General features: G+C 62.6%; 12 protein-coding genes. 2 read left to right on the top strand and 10 right to left on the bottom strand.

The window, feature by feature from the left end; translation table 11 throughout:
- Nucleotides 1-262: 262 nt before the first annotated feature.
- On the top strand, nucleotides 263-733 hold the full coding sequence (locus tag MU846_RS08745; protein ID WP_246951759.1) for a hypothetical protein: 471 nt from the start codon (nucleotides 263-265) through the stop codon (nucleotides 731-733).
- Between the two features lie 191 nt (nucleotides 734-924).
- Here the strand turns inward: MU846_RS08745 and MU846_RS08740 are convergent, their stop codons facing one another.
- The 3 genes from MU846_RS08740 to guaB all read right to left on the bottom strand — a co-directional run bounded on the left by MU846_RS08740 (nucleotide 925) and on the right by guaB (nucleotide 4,630).
- Complete coding sequence (locus MU846_RS08740) at nucleotides 925-1,149, bottom strand: hypothetical protein (RefSeq protein ID WP_371738817.1); 225 nt, start codon at nucleotides 1,147-1,149, stop codon at nucleotides 925-927.
- A 263-nt stretch (nucleotides 1,150-1,412) separates the two neighbouring features.
- Nucleotides 1,413-2,984 carry a glutamine-hydrolyzing GMP synthase gene (guaA, locus tag MU846_RS08735; RefSeq protein ID WP_246951755.1) on the bottom strand — a complete coding sequence of 524 codons (1,572 nt, stop codon included), beginning with the start codon at nucleotides 2,982-2,984 and terminating at the stop codon, nucleotides 1,413-1,415.
- A 176-nt stretch (nucleotides 2,985-3,160) separates the two neighbouring features.
- Complete coding sequence (guaB, locus tag MU846_RS08730) at nucleotides 3,161-4,630, bottom strand: IMP dehydrogenase (protein ID WP_246951753.1); 1,470 nt, start codon at nucleotides 4,628-4,630, stop codon at nucleotides 3,161-3,163.
- A gap of 118 nt (nucleotides 4,631-4,748) precedes the next feature.
- Here guaB and xseA point away from each other — a divergent pair, with 118 nt between their 5' ends.
- Nucleotides 4,749-6,125: an exodeoxyribonuclease VII large subunit gene (gene xseA, locus MU846_RS08725; protein ID WP_246951750.1), complete on the top strand. Its 1,377-nt coding sequence runs from the start codon at nucleotides 4,749-4,751 to the stop codon at nucleotides 6,123-6,125.
- Nucleotides 6,126-6,268: 143 nt separating this feature from the next.
- Here the strand turns inward: xseA and MU846_RS08720 are convergent, their stop codons facing one another.
- The 7 genes from MU846_RS08720 to hisS form a co-directional block, all read right to left on the bottom strand.
- Nucleotides 6,269-8,206, bottom strand: a complete 1,938-nt coding sequence (locus tag MU846_RS08720) for a response regulator (RefSeq protein ID WP_246951748.1) — start codon at nucleotides 8,204-8,206, stop codon at nucleotides 6,269-6,271.
- On the bottom strand, nucleotides 8,203-9,066 hold the full coding sequence (locus tag MU846_RS08715) for an ABC transporter substrate-binding protein (RefSeq protein ID WP_246951746.1): 864 nt from the start codon (nucleotides 9,064-9,066) through the stop codon (nucleotides 8,203-8,205). The genes MU846_RS08720 and MU846_RS08715 overlap by 4 nt, the downstream gene beginning before the upstream one ends.
- An 11-nt stretch (nucleotides 9,067-9,077) precedes the next feature.
- A complete protein-coding gene (locus tag MU846_RS08710) occupies nucleotides 9,078-11,210 on the bottom strand; it encodes a TonB-dependent receptor plug domain-containing protein (protein ID WP_246951744.1) in 2,133 nt (710 codons plus the stop codon).
- Nucleotides 11,211-11,262: 52 nt separating this feature from the next.
- The gene (gene der, locus MU846_RS08705; RefSeq protein WP_246951742.1) at nucleotides 11,263-12,663 is read right to left on the bottom strand and encodes a ribosome biogenesis GTPase Der; all 1,401 of its coding nucleotides are present in this window, start codon (nucleotides 12,661-12,663) and stop codon (nucleotides 11,263-11,265) included.
- Between the two features lie 81 nt (nucleotides 12,664-12,744).
- Nucleotides 12,745-13,905, bottom strand: a complete 1,161-nt coding sequence (bamB, locus tag MU846_RS08700; RefSeq protein WP_246951739.1) for an outer membrane protein assembly factor BamB — start codon at nucleotides 13,903-13,905, stop codon at nucleotides 12,745-12,747.
- A 38-nt stretch (nucleotides 13,906-13,943) separates the two neighbouring features.
- Nucleotides 13,944-14,594 (bottom strand): YfgM family protein, encoded by a 651-nt coding sequence (locus tag MU846_RS08695; RefSeq protein WP_246951737.1) that lies wholly within the window; start codon nucleotides 14,592-14,594, stop codon nucleotides 13,944-13,946.
- Between the two features lie 69 nt (nucleotides 14,595-14,663).
- Entirely contained in the window at nucleotides 14,664-15,926 is a 1,263-nt protein-coding gene (hisS, locus tag MU846_RS08690) for a histidine--tRNA ligase (RefSeq protein ID WP_246951735.1), read from the bottom strand.
- Nucleotides 15,927-15,941 lie beyond the last annotated feature (15 nt).

Below are 15,941 nucleotides of genomic sequence, written 5' to 3'. Positions count from 1 at the left end.
TATGCCCCCTCCACACTATGCAAAGGCATGAAACGCTACAAGACAGCTTATAAACTTTTAAACTTCACGCTCAAACAGATCTACCAGCGGTAATCATCATCAAGGCGCTAGCGGACACGTTGGCCTGACAGGCTGCTTTTGCATATCAGGGCCAGCGGCAGCCACATCACGACACACGGCAGCCGGTGCTCTTGGATTGGCAATCGGGGAATGCCATGATCCGAGGTTATTAAAAAAGGCGAATAAAAAACACGAGGCCCCTATGCGCCCCCTGATCTGCTCATCGAAATATATTCTTGTATTTCTGGCTCTTGCGGCGTTAACCGGCTGCACAGAGCTATCGCCGGCTGCGGCAGGCAACGACACCAGCACCGACGCCTCCACCAAGCCGGAAGCCGCCTACTACTACATCACCCGGCTCCCCGACCGCAGCTACGTGCAAACCTACGGTGACAGCGACAACCCCCGGCCTTGGTATACCGCCGCCGAAGCGCTCGGCGAAATCGGCAAACCTGCCATCCCGGCCTTGATGGAGCGCCTCGACACCGCCGATCCCTATGAGCTCAAACTAGCCCTCTATGCACTGATGCTGGCCTCCCAGGACACAGCTCTTCAAGCCGAAACCGATGGTGATTACCTACAGCTTGATACCGTGCTGACGGAAGACAGCAATGCCGAGAACCGGCAGAGAGCGCTGGCCTGGTGGGAGCGGCATCGGCATCTGTGGCCGTAGCGCACGCACAGAACCAACGTGAGGGAAAGAGCATGACCACACAATAACCAACCGCCGTTGCAGGCAGGCCGGAGCAAAACAGACCGGGCTCTTGCATAACTCTTGCGGCGTGCCGACGGCCGCAACCACCGATCATGCAAAGCGGGCCGCGCTGGCCCGCCTCGTTCACCTGACAATTGATGCACGCCGATCTAGCTGGCCTGATCCCAATGCAGCGACACGCCAATGGCCTGCTCCAGGCACGTCATGTACTGCTTTACGTTGGCAGGATAACTGACGCCCTTGACGATACTGAGCATGCGCAGCGACGGATATAACGTAAAATCATCGGCGTCGATGTGCTCACGCCCGGCAAGCAACGTATCCAGCTCCACCAACTGCTTTTCCACCTGTTGCACCAACTCTCCGGTATTCACGGGGTGGCTGGCGTCGCCCACCCTTTCGACCACGGCACATTTTTTGCAATTTGCAATCAGTACCGCCAGACACACCTCCTCCAACCCGCCGTCACTGACAGCAGCCGCAGGCCGGCACTGTCAACCATACAAACGACAAGAACCATACCCCTTTCGGTGGAGCGACAGGTACGGCAGGCTCGACCAATTACCAAAAAGCCCGCAATTTCGCGGGCTTAGCGGCGTTTTATGCCTTCAGATGCCTGATGGTGCCAGACGGCCAATCATTCCCACTCAATCGTCGCCGGTGGCTTCGAAGAAATATCATAAGTCACCCGGCTGATCCCCGGAATTTCATTGATGATCCGGCTGGATACTTTTTCCAGGAATTCGTACGGCAGGTGCGCCCAGCGGGCGGTCATGAAGTCGATGGTTTCTACTGCACGCAGCGCGACGACGTATTCGTAGCGCCGGGCATCGCCGACGACGCCAACGGATTTCACCGGCAGGAACACGGCAAATGCCTGGCTGGTTTTGTGGTACAGGCCGGCTTCGTGCAGCTCGGTGATGAAGATGTGGTCGGCCAGGCGCAGGGTTTCGGCGTATTCTTTTTTCACTTCGCCGAGGATGCGCACGCCAAGGCCGGGGCCGGGGAAGGGGTGGCGGTAGACCATGTCATACGGCAGGCCGAGCTCCAGGCCGATCTTGCGTACTTCGTCCTTGAACAGTTCGCGCAATGGCTCGACCAGTTTCAGTTTCATGTGCTCGGGCAGGCCGCCCACGTTGTGGTGGGATTTGATCACATGCGCTTTACCGGTTTTGCTGGCGGCCGATTCGATCACGTCGGGATAAATGGTGCCTTGGGCCAGCCAGTTTGCATTGGCGAGTTTGGCGGCCTCGGCGTCGAAGATATCGATGAAGGTATTGCCGATGATCTTGCGCTTCTGCTCCGGATCGGTGATACCGGTCAGGCGGCTGAGAAAGATCTCTTCCGCATCGACGCGGATCACTTTCACGCCCATGTTTTCGGCAAACATTTCCATTACCTGCTCGCCCTCGCGGTGGCGTAGCAGGCCGTTGTCGACGAACACACAGGTCAGCTGGTCGCCGATGGCCTTGTGCAGCAATGCCGCGACGACTGAGGAGTCCACGCCACCGGAGAGGCCGAGGATGACCTCTTCATCACCCACGGTGCGGCGAATCTGTGCGATGGCATCGTCGATGATGTTGCCCGGTGTCCACAGCTTTTCGCAGGCGCAGATGTCGCGCACGAAACGCTCCAGCAGGCGGCCACCCTGCAGGGTGTGGGTCACTTCCGGGTGGAACTGCACGCCGTACAGGCGGCGCTGGTCATCCGCCATGGCGGCAACCGGGCAGGCATCGGTGCGTGCGGCGACGACAAAGCCTTCCGGCACTGCACCAACACGGTCGCCGTGGCTCATCCACACATCGAGGAAATTGCGGGCGTCTTCTTCGTGATCGACGATGCCGTCAAGCAGTGTGTTGGCATCCACCTTTTCCACACGGGCATAGCCGAACTCGTGCTTCTCGCCGTTGATGACGGCGCCACCAAGCTGCGCGGCCATGGCCTGCATGCCGTAGCAGATACCCAGCACGGGGACGCCAAGCTCGAACACGGCCTGCGGTACTCGTGGCGCTTCTGTTACTGTCAGGGTTTCAGGGCCACCGGAGAGGATAATTCCGGCCGGCCGGAATTCGCGCAGCTCGGCGTCGCTCATGTCGAACGCGCGGATTTCACAATAGACCCCGATTTCGCGCACGCGGCGGCCAATCAGCTGCGTGTATTGCGAGCCGAAATCAAGAATCAGGATACGTTGTGAATGAATATCTTTCATGTGCCGCCGTTCCGGTGCTTGCCAGGGCGTTACGCCCGTGCGCTGTGTTTATCGGCCGGCGGCCCGATGGCGGGCGGCCGACGCTACAAAAAACAAAACGGCCGAGCGGGCTCGACCGGTCTGGTTCAGGCGCCGGGTTCCCGGCGCCTGCCGTGCCTGTTGCTGAAACCCTTGAATCACCCTATCGGGTAGTTGGGTGCTTCTTTGGTGATGGTCACATCGTGAACGTGCGACTCTTTCATGCCGGCGCCCGTGATTTTCACGAACTGGGGCTTGGTGCGCATTTCGTCGATGTTGCTGCAACCCGTATAACCCATGGAGGCACGCAGGCCGCCGATCAGCTGGTGCACGATATTGGTCATCGGGCCTTTGTAGGGCACGCGGCCTTCGATGCCTTCCGGTACCAGCTTTTCCACGCCTGCCGAAGCATCCTGGAAATAGCGGTCGCTGGAGTTCGACTTGCCGGACATGGCGCCCAGTGAGCCCATGCCACGGTAGGCCTTGTAATAGCCGCCCTGGAACAGCTCCACTTCGCCCGGCGCCTCTTCCGTACCCGCCAGCAGCGAGCCGATCATGATGCAGCTGGCGCCCGCGGCAACGGCTTTCGCAACATCACCGGAGAAACGCACACCGCCGTCCGAAATCAGCGGTATGTCGTATTTTGCCAGCGCATCGGCCACATCGGATACCGCCGAGATTTGCGGTACGCCGATCCCGGCGACAATGCGCGTGGTGCAGATGGAGCCGGGGCCGATGCCCACTTTCACTGCATCCGCGCCGGCTTCTGCCAGGGCAATCGCGGCATCGGCGGTGGCAATATTGCCGCCCACCACCTGAATCTGCGGGTAGTGCTTCTTGATCCATGCCACGCGATTGATGACACCGTGGGAGTGGCCATGGGCGGTATCCACCACGATCACGTCCACTCCGGCATCCACCAGTGCTTCGACACGGGCATCGGTATCCGCACCGGTGCCGACTGCCGCACCGACGCGCAACCGGCCAAGCGAATCCTTGCACGCGTTGGGGAACATGGCGGATTTCTCGATATCTTTCACCGTGACCAGCCCGCGCAGCTCGCCGGCTTCGTTCACGATCAGCACTTTTTCAATGCGGTGGCGGTGCAGCAGGTGCTGCACCTCATCGGCGCTGGCGCCTTCCTTGACGGTCACCAGCCGATCCTTGCCGGTCATCACCGCCGAGACCGGCTGATTGTATTCGGTCACGAAGCGCGTATCGCGGCTGGTCACGATGCCCACCACGCTGTCGCCGGAAACCACCGGCACGCCTGAGATATTGTTCGCCTTGGTGATGCGCAACAGTTGGGCAACGGTGGTATCGGGGCTGACCGTGATCGGATCTTTGACGACGCCGCTCTCGAATTTCTTCACCAGCCGCACGTGGCGCGCCTGATCCTCGATCTCCATATTCTTGTGGAGGATACCAATGCCGCCTTCCTGCGCCATGCCGATGGCCAGGCGATGCTCAGTCACGGTATCCATAGCCGCAGAAACCAGCGGAATATTGAGGCTGATCTCACGTGTCAGACGGGTTTTAAGACAGACATCCGCAGGCAGTACTTCAGAGAAAGCGGGAATCAGAAGGACGTCATCGAATGTCAGTGCTTCTTGCACAATTCTGAGCATAAGGCACCGTACCAGATGTGGGCGAAAATTAAGCGGTCAATTATAGGCTCTCTACGGTTTCGGGTAAATGTCAATCGTAAGCGCGCAGGCGCCGGCGGAACCCGCTAGACTGCCGGCCATGAGCAAAGACCTTGATATCCTGCGCGGCCACCCGGTGGCAGAACGCCGTGTTTACAGCGTTTCCCGACTGAATCTGGAGGCCCAGGGTCTGCTGGAAGGCGGCTTCCCGCTGATCTGGCTGGAGGCCGAACTTTCCAATTTGTCGCGCCCCGCTTCCGGGCATCTGTATTTCAGCCTGAAGGACGATCGTGCCCAGGTGACGGCGGCCATGTTCCGCAATCGCAACCAGTTGCTGCGCTTCACGCCGCGCAATGGTTTGCAGGTGCTGGTGCGGGCCAGGGTGACGCTGTATGTGCCCCGTGGCAGCTTCCAGCTGGTGGTGGAGCACATGGAGGAAGCGGGCGAAGGCCGGCTGCGGCAGGAGTTCGAGGCGCTCAAGGCCAAGTTGCACGCCGAGGGGCTGTTCGACACGGCGCGCAAGCGGCCGCTGCCGGCGCTGCCGCGTCAGATCGGCGTTATCACCTCGCCCAGCGGGGCGGTGATCCGCGACATCCTGCATGTGCTGGCCCGCCGCTGCCCGCAGATTCCGGTGCTGGTGTACCCGGCCGCAGTGCAAGGCCGCGATGCTCCCGCTCAGTTGCGAGCGGCGCTGGCGCTGGCCAATGCGCGCGCCGAATGCGATGTGCTGATTCTGGCACGGGGCGGTGGCTCACTGGAGGATTTGTGGGCATTCAATGATGAGCAACTGGCTCGCGATGTGGCTACCAGCGGCATTCCTGTGGTCTCCGCCGTGGGCCACGAGGTCGATACCGGGCTGACGGATTTCACGGCCGACGTGCGGGCGCCTACGCCATCCGCGGCGGCGGAGCTGGTCGGCCCGGATCTGTCGCTGGTGCAGGATCAGCTGGCGGTGGCGGCTCGTCGTCTGGCTCGCCAGATGCAGGCGGTGCTGCGGCAGCAGGCGGAGCAGCTCACTGCCCTGCGCCGCCGCCTGCGGCACCCGCGTGAGCGGCTGGAGCAACATGCCCAGCAGCTGGATGAGCTGGATGCACGTTTGCGGCGACAGATTCGCCATCAGTTGGCACTGGCTGGCCAGCGAGCCCATCAGCTATCGCGCCGCCTGCACGCGCAGAGCCCGGCGGCGCTGCTGGCTCGCCGGCAACAGGAAGTGAACGCGCTTGCCCGCCGGCTGGTGCCGCCTGTGCCAAGGCAACTGAAGCAGGCGCAACGGGAGCTGGCGCAGCTCGGCCAACGGCTGCATACCGCCAGCCCGCTGGCCACGCTGGGGCGCGGATACAGCATCAGCTTTATCGAGGGCGCGGCGCTACGCTCCGTGGCCAGCGCCACGCCAGGCGCTCGCTTGCGCACGCGTCTGGTGGATGGTGAAGTGGAATCCGAAGTGATCGCTGTGCATGTGGCCGACGATCGGGAGTAGCGTTATTGCGCAACGCCTGCGCCGGTGTAGCGGTATCGGCAGCGCTGATGCCAGCGCGGTGACGCTTTGGCACTTCCCGCCGCTGGCTTGGCGCGGCGCTTTGGCACCATTGCCGCTGGCGCTCGCCGTCTATCTCGCCCGGCCTACGCTGTGTGTGTCAGATAGCGGGCCACCACGTTCAGCAATTTGCGGCGCTGGAACGGCTTGGGCAGGTAATCATCCATGCCAGCCGCCAGGCAGCGCTCTCGCTCCCCGGCCAGGGCATTGGCAGTCAATGCCACCACCGGTGTGCGCCGCCGCCCTGTCGCCCGCTCGCGCTGGCGCAGTTGCCGGGTGGCTTCCAGCCCGTCCAGCACCGGCATCTGAATATCCATCAGCACACAATCAAACGTCTCGGTTTCCAACAACACCAGCGCTTGTTCGCCGTTTTCAGCGGTGCTGATCGCCAGGCCTGTGTTGCCGAGCATGCGCTGCGCCACCATGCGGTTGATGGCGTTGTCTTCCACCAGCAATACACGGCCCTGTAATTGCGGCGAACGCTCCTGGGCACCGTCACTACGCAAACGCTCGCTGCGGGGCCGGCTGTCGAGGGTGAAGGTAGCGGTAAAGCAGGTGCCTTCGCCGAGGGTAGAATCCACCTCCAGCTGGCCGCCCAGCATGGTGCACAGCCGCCGGGAAATCGCCAGCCCGAGGCCGGCGCCGCCGTAGCGCCGGGAGGTGGAAGAATCCACCTGCGAGAACGCATCAAAGAGCCCGTCCAGCTTGTCGGCGGCGATACCGATGCCGGTGTCGGCGACGATCAGATACAGCACCACGCGGCTGGAGCCTTCCACCAGCTCCGCTGCGGCACGCACCGTCACCTGCCCGTGATCCGTGAATTTGATGGCGTTGGCAAGCAAGTTGCTCAATATCTGCCGCATACGGGTCGGGTCGGAACGCACCTCCAGCCCGGTCAGCGCCTCCATGCCTTCCAGATTCAGTTGCAAACCTTTTTGCTGGGCCAGGTAGCGGAAGTTGGCCACGCAGTTGCGCAATAATTCTTCCGGGGCGAAGAATAATTGCTCGGTGGTCATGCGCCCGGACTCGATACGAGAGAAATCCAGAATGTCGTTGACCACCTCCAGCAGATGGTTGGTGGACTGAATCGCCGCGGCTGCGTATTCGCGCTGCTCGCGGCTCAGCGGGCTGGTTTCCAGCAGTTGCAGCATGCCCACCACGCCGTTCATCGGCGTGCGCAGCTCATGGCTCATCATGGCGAGAAAGCCGCTTTTCGCCTGGCTTGCAGCTTCTGCGCGCTGCCGCGCTTCGCGCAGATCGGCCATCGCTGCATCCTGCTCGCGGCGCGCTCGCTCCAGTGCGGCAGCCAGTTCATTGATATCGTTCTGCAGGCCAGCCAGCTCACCTTGCAGGGGCTGGCTGCCGCGCACATGGTAGCCGCCGCCGCGTATCTGGCGCACCAGCTGTGAAAGCTGATTGATCGGTGCGGCAATCGTGCGTGCGAGTCGTGCCGCAATCCACAAGGCGGCGATCACTGCCGCCAGCGCGGGTGCCAGCGAGGCCAGCAGGATCTCTCGCTGCCGGGCGGTTACCGAGGCGTTTGATAATCCCAGCGTTACCTCGCCGATGGCTTCCGGCCGCAACGGCGCTGCCACAGGCAGCATCGGCGCCACGTCTGCTGCCAGTAGCAGCGGCTGGCGATAGATACGGGCCCGATAAGTGCGCAGTGATTCCTGGTGCTGCTCGGCCAGTGCGTCATGCTCCTCGGCCCCCTGATAAAGCAGCACCGCTCCTTCAATGTCGGTGAACAGCACATAACGCACTTCCGGGTCTTGCAGCGCCAGGCGTGCTTGCTGGCGCAGATCTTCGTAGTTGCCTGAGAGCACGCCGTATTCCGATGCCGATGCAAGATGCCGCACGACAAAGCGGCCTTTACCATCAAGCTCCGCTTCGACGTCACCAAAGCGCTGCCAGGTCAGCAGGCCCAGCAACAGGATCAGCAAAATCAGCGCCGGCAGGATGCCCAGCCACTGGAGCTGTTGGCGCAAGGGGTGGTGTCGTGGCGGGCGCGTAGCCTGTTTCACTGTCCAGCCTCCAATTGCCGTTGCAGAGCGTCCGGGTCCACCATGGGCACGTCGTAGGCGCGCACCACATGGCTGTTGAGTCGTAGCGAAAATACGTTGGCAAAATCCGGCGGCGGCAGCCAGCCGCGCTCGGCAAAATCCAGCACCGCTCGGGCGGCCTGTTTGACCATGTCGGCGCCGCTACTGTAACTGGTAGCAACGCTGCCGGCCTGCACGAACAGCTCATCTGGCCCGATCACAGGCTTGTTCTGGCGGTAGCTGGTCAGCAGGATCAGCCGCGCCGTCGCTTCGCTGTAGAGCCGCTCGTCGCTGATGGCGAGCAACAGATCGACCTGCGGCAGCAGTCGCGGCAACTCACGAGCCAGCGCATTGCTGTCCGCCAGCGCTGTGTGCACCAACAGCAGTGATTCCCGCTCCGCATAAGGGGCCAGCAAGCCCGCCACCCAGCTTGTTTCCGGGCTGGTAATCAGCCCGATGCGACGGGCGGCGGGGAATAATGCCTGCGCCAGACGCAGCTGCCGCACGGGGTCCGCTTCACTGAAAAAGGCAGAACAGGCACAGCCGGCGGTAAACGCTTCCAATGCGATATTGCGTGAGATAAACAGGCCAAGCACGGGCCGGTTCAGGTGCAACGCCTCTTGAAATGCCTCGTCGCCGAGCGCCAGCACCAGGTCGCTGCGGCGCGGTGCGGCAATGGCCGGTGCGGGCAGCCCCCCGGCGACAAGCTGTGCAGACAGCGCCGAGGTGAAATGAGTGCGGAATTCCTCCGTGCCCCCCACCACTGCCAGGCGTGACACAGCCGCAGCGCCCTGTGCCAGGCACAATAATAGTATCGCCACCAATGGCCGGTCGGCCCTCATCATGGTATCCGTCAGAAGCTCAGCGCAGCGGAGAGCCAGTAAAGGCTGCGGTCACGATGACGGTTTTCTTGGAAAACCACGGGGTGGTCAGAGAATCGATGCTCAATCACTGCTCGCAGCTCCAGTTCCGTTGGGCCAATACGCTGGCGACGCGCCAGTTGCAACGTCGCCTGTTCATAGCGGAAATCGTTGTAGTCCTTGGCCAGATAATACGCCGTGGATAACAGCCAGCCATCCGCCACGTCGAAGCGCCACAGCAGACTACCGCTGTTACGCGCGATCATGCGCCGCTCAGTGCGCACGCTGGCATCGGTGAGAACCCGTGCGGCGGTCACCCGCAGCAGGTGGCTGCGGTGCAGACGCCAGCCCCACTGCGCTTCCCAGCCGCGGTGATCGACTCGGTCGGCATTGCGCGCTTCGAAGACAAACGGGTTCACCGCACGGCTGATCAGTCTCGTCAGTGATTCGTTGAAAAACCGGACATCGATCTCAAATTGGCCAATGCGGCCAAAATAACCCAGCTCACGGGCCAGTATACGCTCCGGCTCCAGCCCGCCTTCGCTACGCTGAGTGACGAACAGCTCCGGTGACGACCATCCCAGCAAGCTCGCTGCGTTGTCTCGGATCGCCGCCGGCAGCCGGGTCGGGTAGACGCGGGTGTCGGCCTGATCTTCATAGGCATCGACGCTGCGCACGGCCTCGGACCGTACCAGCCTCACGCCGTGCCCCGGCGCTGGTGTCCAGATGATCGCCAGCCGCGGGCTGAAGGCGGTGCCGTTTATATCATCGTGCTGATAAAAACCGCCCAGGTTGATGTGCAACGGATCAAGCGGGTTCAGCTCAAGGTTTGCAAACAGTGCATGGCTATGATTCTCATGCGTGCCGCGCAGAAAAAATTGCGACGACGCTCGCTCGTGCCGAATGCTGGCACCGCTGACCAGTCGCACCCGGTCGTGCAATGCCAGGGTATCCTCGATTTCCAGATCAGCCCGCTGCTCGCGGATATCTTGCCGCAAGCCATGGCAAAACGCCGGAGCGCCGCTGCTGGCGAGCACCATGTAACGGCCGGCCACGCCCGGATCGGCGGTCAGCCCGGCAAGGGTTGCCGCCAGATCACGGCCATTGGCCTCATAAAGCTCGCGTGCTTCACGACTGTAGAAAATGCCCCCGCCCGGCCCCCGCGTGCCGGTCACCGGGTCTAGCGTGCACAGTTGCTGGCGGGTCATGCTGCGCGAGCGCTGGCCATAGGCCTGCACGCGTAGATGGTGGCGGTCGCTGATTTCGCGTGACCAGCGCAACTGCAAAAAAGCGGCCTGATTATCTTCCCTGGGCAGTTCGGTGTAATCGACAAAATCCAGCAGCGCTTCGTTGGCCGGTCGCTGCAAGGTGCTGCGGCTGCCACCGGCGAAAAACTCCAGGGTATCGCGTTCGCTCAGGTGCTGGATGCCGCGACTATCCAGCGTTTCTATCCGTTTGCTGTCGCGTTGGGGATAGCCGAACACGCTCTGCCGTGCGTCATAGCCGTCGTCTGCACGCTGGGTGGCAGTCAGCCGTATTGCACCGCTGTGCCACCGGCGGCCATCGGTCAGCCGTACATCACGCACGCCGTTATTGCCGGCGCGTGCCGCAACCGTGGTGTCGGTCACATCGGCCGGATGGCGGGTGATGATATTGATGATGCCGGTGTAGGCGTTGGCGCCGTAGGCGGCCGCGTTGGGGCCACGGCTGATCTCTATGCGCTCGATATCGGCAATCGCAAGCGGAATATCATTCCACAACACGCGTGCGAAACCGGGCTGATAAACGGAGCGGCCATCCACCAGCACCAGCATGCGCCGGGTATCGCGCGCCTGCGTCGGATGGTAGGCCACGGTGGGCACGTTGCCGTCCACGTTGACGGCGGCCATGCCCGGCACCAGCCGCATCAACTGGTAAAGCTCGCGAGCACCGCTGGCCTCGATCAGCGCCCGATCTATCACGGTCACGCTGCCCGGCACTTCCGTCTGCGGCTGTCGCAGCCGCGCCGGCGTGAGCACCACCGGCATGTCGCTGAGCTCCGCCGCAGCGGGCGGCCAGCGCAGATCCGCTGTCGCCCAGGGTGAAACCAGCGTGACAGCCAAGGTCGCTAACAGACTCCGCCTCATGCCCGCTCCGGTCTTGTGTCGCTACCGCTCCCCTTGTCGGCGCGCGCTGTCGTCAGCGCCTGACGTGCTTCATCAACCGGCGTTTGCGCTTGATCTGCCGGTCAGTCAACACGTTCTTCTTGCCTTCGTAGGGATTGTCGCCGCTTCTGAACTCGACACGCACCGGCGTGCCCTCCAGCTTCAGCAGCTCCCGGAAGCGGTTTTCCAGATAACGCCGGTACGCTGCCGGCACGTCGTTGGCCTTGCTGCCATGCAGGATGATGCGTGGCGGGTTGCTGCCGCCGATATGGGCATAGCGCAGCTTGACGCGATGCCGGCCCACCAGCGGAGCCGGGTTGCGCGCCACAATTTCTTCCATCATCCGGGTCAGGGCATTGGTGCTGATCTTCGGAAACGCGGAGGCCCAGGCGCGCTCTATCAACGGGTAAAGATCGCCCACGCCGGTGCCATGCAGGGCGGAAATCGTGTGCACCCGCATCCAGGGTGCAAATGCCAGCTTGCGGCCAAGCTCTTCTTTTACCTGCTCGCGGTGTTCCACACTCAGGCCATCCCACTTGTTGACGGCCATCACCACAGAACGGCCGGCATCAATGATGTAGCCCAGCAAGTGCAGATCCTGCTCGGTCACGCCCTCGCGTGCGTCGATGACCAGCACCACGACGTGCGCGTCATCCACTGCCTGCATCGCCTTGACGACGGAAAACTTTTCCACCGCCTCGAACACCTTGCCACGACGGCGGATGCCGGCGGTGTCAAGCAGCGTATATTGCTTGCCGTGGCGCTCGTAAGGTATTTCGATGGTGTCGCGGGTGGTGCCGGCCATGTCGTAGACCACCACGCGTTCCTCGCCGAGCAAGCGATTCACCAGCGTTGATTTCCCCACATTCGGACGCCCCAGCACGGCGATCCGGATGCCCTTTTGCTCTGCTGCTTGTTCCGCATCGGTGTCGATCTCTGCCAGTGGCGGAAACGTCTCCAGCACGCGGTCGATCAGGCGGCGCACACCTCGGCCCTGTACCGCAGCGATAGCATGTACATCGCTCAGGCCCAGCGCATAGAATTCTGCACTGGCCGCGTCTTCATCCAGCCCGTCGGTCTTGTTCACCACCAGATGTACCGGCTTGCCCAGTGTTCGCATCTGCTGCGCCAGCTGTTGATCTGCGGCGGTCAGCCCCGCGCGGCCGTCCACCAGAAACAGCACTGCATCCGCTTCTGCCAGCGCCAGCTCGGCCTGCTCGGTGGTCGGCTCGGCAACACCCTCAAGGCCCTCGCCGATCCCTCCGGTGTCGATCACCACATAAGGGCGCTCGCCTATTTTGCCGGCGCCATATTTGCGATCCCGAGTGAGGCCGGGAACATCGGCCACCAACGCGTCGCGGGTGCGCGTCAGCCGGTTGAACAGCGTGGACTTGCCCACATTGGGGCGACCGACCAGGGCCAGTACGGGTTTCATGGAAATGCTCGATTCTCGGATATCAGGGCAGCTGCGCAATGCAGCTGCCGCTTCGGTTCAGGGCGGCAATGGCCGCCCGGATCAATTGCGTGTTTCGAGCCGGTAAGCAGCCAGCCGGCCCTCGCGGCCATACACGTAGGCGATGTCATCACGCACCACCGGGGCTGCGGCAAACCCTTTGCGGTGATGGCGTGTACGGGCGGTAATCTTGCCGGTGGCGGCATCCATCCAGTGCAGGTAACCCTCGGCATCCCCCACCACGATCTGCCCGCGCTGCACTGACACGCCGGTCAGGCCCCGGCCGTACAGAAGATCCTGCTTCCACAGGGTGGTGCCGTTGCGCTGGTCGATCGCCCACACATGCCCGGTACTATCGGCCACAAACAATGTGCCCAGGGCGCTGGCCATCTGGCCATAAGTAGACATCTCCTTCGTCCAGTAAGGCCGGCCGCCTTCCTGATCAAGCACGGCAACACTGCCCTGGAAGGTGCCGGTGAACACACCGCCGCCTTCCACAATCAGGTTGTTGCTGATATCCACCAGCCGCTCCAGCTCCGAGCGCCCGGTGGGCTCGGCAACACGACGCTCCCAGACGGGCACGCCGTTGTCGACATCCAGCGCTGCAACACGCCCGTTGGCGAACGCAACATAGACGCGATCACCGACAATCGAGGGCGTAGCCGAGCCGCGCAGAATCAGGATCGGCACCGGATTGTCGAACCGCCAGCGCTCGCTGCCGGTCTGCGCATCCAGAGCTACCACCTGGCCATCAATGGTTTGCGCCACCACCAGCGCCGCGCTCATTGCCGGCGCCGCCAGCACTTCACTGGAGAGCCTTGTGCGCCACAGTTCCTCGCCGTTGTCCTCGGACAGCGTCACCACATCACCCTCGCGGGTGCCGTAGGCCACCATGCCGTAACCGGCCTGCAAGCCACCGCTGATGCGGTCGTCGCCACGCACCCGCCAGAGGCGGCGGCCACGCTCGGTATCCAGCCCCTCCACGGTGCCGTTGAGATCCGCTGCATAGACGCCACGGTGCGTCACGGCAGGCTGCAACCGTAGCCAGGCATCATCAATGCCATCACCAACATTGCGCGACCAGAGCCGATCAACCTTGAACTCGGCCTCGAAATCCGGGAGCGGGTTCGGCTCGATGGCATGCGGATTGCTGCTGCAACCGGCAATGAGCAATGCGGTGACCGCCAAGGCGGCCAGTGTGCTGCGTTTCGACCTTTTGTACACCGGCACTCCTATCCTTTAATGTTGCGCCCGGGCCGGATTCACGAGGCCGGCGCAATATCTTCCAGTTTCATGCGCACTCGCTCGCGCGCACTGTCGCCTGCCTGCAATTGCTCCAAAGCGCTGTCATAGGCGTTACGGGCTTCGGCCAGGCGGCCGCCCAGGCGCAGCGCATCACCGCGCACCTCTGCCACTTCCCCGGCCCAGGCCGAGGGGAAATTGCCGTCCAGCTGCGCCAGCGCCGCATCCGTCTCGCCGGTTTGCACCAGCACCCGCGCCAGGCGCACCCGGGCGGTGTACTCCAGCGCATCAGTGTGCCGTGCACGAATAACGTCGTTGAGCGCCGCCTTGGCCTGATCGTAGTCGCCTTGTGCCACCGCCAGCCGCGCCAATGCCAATCCGGCCTGCCCGGCATACACGGTGCGCGGATATTCATCACGCAGTATCTCGGCAGGCTGGCGGATATCCGCCGCCAGTTGCTCGTCCGGGACGCCTTGCAAGTTGGCAATAGCGGTCATCATGCGCTCATAGACCATCGAAGCTTCCGCAGCGTTGGCCAGCCGGCTCGCGCTCCACTGCCGCCAGCCGACCAGCACCGCAATGGCGATCAGCAGCGATACCAGCAATGTCTTGCCGTTGTTTTCCCACCAGTTTTTCAGCGCCGCCACTTGTTCTTCTTCAGAGCTGTACACCGAATCTCTCCTCAATCGATACTTTGATCAGCGGCCGCGCCGCCTCCCTTCCCGCTTTTTACCGGCCATTCAAGGCAGGTGTGCTGCCAATGTGGTCGCCAATGTCGCCCTCGGCAACTGCTGCTGTTCGCCATCCTGCCGCAGCGGCTTCACCGTGACCAGCCCGGATGCAAGCTCATCCTCACCGAGGATCAACGCAAACCAGGCGCCGCTACGATCTGCCTTCTTCATCTGGCTCTTGAAGCTGCCGCCGCCACAATGACACAACACCCGGCGGCCGGGCAGCGTATCACGCAAGGTTTCTGCCAGCGCCAGCGCGGCCCCTGCATCGGACGACACAATGTAGAGCTCTGCTTCCGGCGCCAGTTCCGGCATACGCTGCTCCAGCAGCAGAATCAGCCGCTCGACTCCCATGGCGAAACCCACCGCAGGGGTCGCCTTGCCGCCCAGTTGCTCCACCAGCCCGTCATAACGGCCACCGGCGCAAACAGTGCCTTGAGCTCCGAGCGCATCAGTAACCCATTCAAAAACAGTCTTGCCATAATAATCCAGCCCGCGCACCAGCCGCTGGTTAATGACGTACTTGACGCCCGCCGCATCCAGCAGCGCCCGCAAACCCTCAAAATGACTGCGGGCTTCGTCGCCCAGATAATCCGCCAGTTGCGGCGCGCCTGCCAATACCTCGCGGGTGCCGGGGTCTTTGCTGTCGAGCACACGCAGCGGATTGCGCTCCAGCCGCCGGCGGCTGTCTTCATCCAGCCGATCCTGATGCTCGGACAGGTAACTGACCAGCGCATCACGATAGCGCGCCCGATCTTCCGCCAGGCCCAGGCTATTCAGCTCCAGCGTGACCTGATCGGCCAGCCCCAGCTCGCGCCACAGGCGTGCAGTCAGGATAATCAGCTCGGCATCAATATCCGGGCTGGCGATGCCGAACGTTTCCACGCCAATCTGGTGAAACTGCCGGTAACGTCCCGCCTGCGGCCGCTCGTAACGGAACATCGGCCCGCGATACCAGAGCCGCTGCGTCTGGTTATACAGCAGCCCGTGCTCTTCGGCGGCGCGCACGCAGCCGGCCGTGCCCTCCGGTCGCAGGGTAACGGAATCGCCGCCACGGTCGTCGAAGGTATACATTTCTTTCTCGACAATATCCGTCACTTCACCGATGGAGCGGCGAAACAGCTCGGTGCGCTCCAGCACCGGCATTCGGATCTCGCTATAGCCATACGCCTGCAAGACGCCGGCCACCCGCGCCTCCAGCCACTGCCACAAGCGTGTCTGTGCCGGAAGAATATCGTTCATACCCCGGATGGAGGTGACTTTCCTGCTCAATGGAGACTCCTGCCC

It is taken from the genome of Alcanivorax quisquiliarum (assembly GCF_023051175.1).
Taxonomy (GTDB): Bacteria; Pseudomonadota; Gammaproteobacteria; order Pseudomonadales; family Alcanivoracaceae; genus Isoalcanivorax; species Isoalcanivorax quisquiliarum.
The sequence above is the reverse complement of the archived record's forward strand: the minus strand, read 5'-3'. Positions and strand labels throughout refer to the sequence as shown.